Here is a 2,710-nt window from a genome sequence, read left to right on the forward strand (position 1 = left end):
CCAGCGCTGCTGACAGCCCAGCCCGCCGGTCAGCCCGACCCGGTCCGCGAGCAGCCGCAGCACGGCCGTCCCGACGTGGGAGACAACGTCACGGCCGCCGACCTCGACTGACAGCCCTTTGGACCAGCCCGTAAACTTCACCTGGAAAGTGCCTTCTGATCTTGTTGACGACATGGACTTCAGACACCCGTATCGTCCCAGGTCGGAGGCACTTTTCCGTCACCGGGCCGCCCCGATCCGTCAGATCAACAAGAATTGGCGTGAATAGCCGAGGCTAGTCAGAGCGGTGCGGCCAGATCTGGGACAGGCTGGCGCCGAGACGAGCCTCCCGCATACGGTGCGCCGCGGTCTGGGGAAGTATCCCGTACACCAGCGCGCAGAACGTGCGGAATGTCGGGGCAGTGAAACACGGCCGCAGGCCGGCCAGCAGCGACGACAGTATGGGCCGGTCGTAGCCGGATATCAACCAGCGTCGGCCGGGATGGCTAACATTCAATCGAGCAATATCGATCGCGGATGGCCGAGCGCCGCCCGCCGGTTCTCGCGCTCGCATCGGTTAGAATTTATCAGACGTCATTCCGGATCAGCCTGTTCCTGGTGCGTTCGATTACCCTGCCCCGTCACTCCCGATAGACGAGGGTGTCACCGCCGACCACGACGTTCGACCGTTGCGGAAAGGACCCAGCCATGACGTTCACGTCGGCATCTGAACCGACGGCGCCCTCCGCACCACCGGCATCCACCCGCGACTCCGCACCGGGATCAGTATCAGGACCGGTGTCGGAAAAAGTGGCCGGGGCCGGCCCCGGGATGCTGGATGTTTTCCATCCGGCCCACCGCCCGGACCCCTACCCTGTCTTCCGTGCGCTACGTGAAAGCGGCCGGTTCCACCCGCTCCCCGTCGGTGAAGGCAGTCTTACTCTGATCAGCCATTACAGCGACTGCGTGGCGGCCCTCCACAGCGGAGCGTGGGGGCACCACTCACTACCCAGTACCGTGAATCCCTTCCGGCCCGGCTCAGACAGCGGGGAGGGGCTTCGTTCGATGCTGCGGACGAACCCGCCGGCGCACACCCGGCTTCGCGCGTTGGTCAGTAAGGCGTTCACCCCGCGGACGGTGGCGCACCTGCGGCCGTTGGTGACCTCCCAGGCAGACGCGCTGCTGGACGCGGCCCTCGAGAAGGGGGAGGTCGACCTGATCGAGGCCTTCGCCCGACCATTGCCACTACGTGTCATCTGCACGCTGCTTGGGGTGCCTCCCGAGGACGAGGAGACCTTCGGAGCGTGGGGGATGGCACTGAGCAGGGGGCTCGACCCAGATTATCTTCTCACTGCGGCCGAGCTGGCGCAGCGCGCCGAGGCCACCCGCGGTTTCGCCGCCTATTTCACCGAACTGATCGCCCAACGGCGGGCCGCGCCGTCCGACGACCTCCTGAGCCGCCTGGTGACGGTCCAGGAACAGGGTGACTCCCTCACCGAGAGTGAGATGCTCGAGACGTGTGTCCTGCTCCTGGTCGCAGGGTACGAAACGACGATCAATCTCGTCGCCAACGGTGTCCTCGCACTGCTGCGCAATCCTGGCCAGCTCTCGCTACTGCGCGCCGATCCCGCCCTCACCGTCAGTGCTGTTGATGAGATGCTGCGCTATGACCCACCGGTCCACTGGGCTGGGCGTGTTGCGCTCGAGGACACCACGCTCGCCGGTCACCGGTTCGCTGCCGGCGACGGCATCGTAATCGTAATCGGTAGCGCCCATCGTGATCCCGAGGCGTACCCCGATCCGGACCGTTTCGACGTCACCCGCTTCACCGGATCAGCGCCCGCGACCCGACACATCGCCTTCGGGTTCGGCATCCACTACTGTCTCGGCGCAGCCCTGGCGAAGATGGAGGCCGAAATCATGCTCACGGCCCTGCTGCGCCGCGTACGCAACCTTGCCCTCACCACCGATCGCCTCACCTATCGACCGCACCTGTTAGCTCGCGGCCTGGAAACACTACCGGTCCGGCTGTCAGCCTGACACGCCAGCACTGTTGCGTCGACGGGTTCGCGGACTTCTCCGCGGTCTGGGAGAAGAAATACCCGGCGATCACCCGGCTGCGGGAGAACGCTTGGTCCGAGTTCACGCCCTTTTTGACCTTCGACGTCGAGATCCGGAAAGTGATCTGTACGACCAACGCGATCGAGTCGTTGAACGCCCGCTTCCGCCGCGCCGTGAAAGCCCGGGGCTAAGCAGCAGGGTCAGGAGGAGGTAAGCAGTGAGAAGATGGCCGTGGAGTGATCTGCCGATGAAGATTGCGCGCGGCGGCACTGTTGCATCCGTCAGGACCAGCCGATCTTGACCGTAGATCTTCCGGTGGAGACGCCCTACAGAGCCGTTCCGGGGCGTCTGAAGCGTCCGTGATTCGGTCGCATGAGCCCTGTCGACGGGAAGACCTGCGGTCAAGATCGTCGATAATCGGCGAACGCAACGGACCCCTTCGGGGCGGAATCCTGATCGCTGCGATGCCGGCGCCGGCGAGGACCGCGTCGAACGACGCGGTGAACTGCCCGGCCCGGTCACGGACCAGGACGCCGGAAGTCGGCCGCCCGGTCGCCGAGGTCCATCAGAAGGTTCCGGATCTGCTGGGTGGTCCAGGGCCCGTCCGGGTTCGCGGTGACCCCGAGGACGTGCACGGAGCGGGAGCCGACCTCCATGACGAAGAAGCAGT

2 protein-coding genes and 2 pseudogenes are annotated in these 2,710 nt (G+C 65.4%); 2 read left to right on the top strand and 2 right to left on the bottom strand.

The features are described 5' to 3' along the window. Positions 1-620: 620 nt before the first annotated feature. A complete protein-coding gene (locus tag DD1DGNOD_RS30515; RefSeq protein WP_283234689.1) occupies positions 621-743 on the bottom strand; it encodes a hypothetical protein in 123 nt (40 codons plus the stop codon). Between the two features lie 301 nt (positions 744-1,044). Here DD1DGNOD_RS30515 and DD1DGNOD_RS13140 point away from each other — a divergent pair, with 301 nt between their 5' ends. Together DD1DGNOD_RS13140 and DD1DGNOD_RS13145 are read left to right on the top strand one after the other, a co-directional pair. Further along, positions 1,045-2,019, top strand: coding sequence for a cytochrome P450 (locus DD1DGNOD_RS13140; protein ID WP_241255688.1), 975 nt, complete (start codon positions 1,045-1,047; stop codon positions 2,017-2,019). 20 nt (positions 2,020-2,039) lie between these two features. Continuing rightward, positions 2,040-2,228: pseudogene (locus tag DD1DGNOD_RS13145) on the top strand (transposase); the annotation flags it as partial. A 251-nt stretch (positions 2,229-2,479) separates the two neighbouring features. On the opposite strand, the pseudogene DD1DGNOD_RS29390 reads toward DD1DGNOD_RS13145, so the two are convergent. Beyond that, positions 2,480-2,710: pseudogene (locus DD1DGNOD_RS29390) on the bottom strand (integrase core domain-containing protein); the annotation flags it as partial.

This window comes from Candidatus Protofrankia californiensis (assembly GCF_900634765.1).
Taxonomy (GTDB): Bacteria; Actinomycetota; Actinomycetes; order Frankiales; family Frankiaceae; genus Protofrankia; species Protofrankia californiensis.

What these genes read in the sequence shown, in the direction of transcription:
- DD1DGNOD_RS13140 (WP_241255688.1), top strand. Translation starts at nt 1,045, where the DNA reads ATGCTGCGGACGAACCCGCCGGCGCACACCCGGCTTCGCGCGTTGGTC.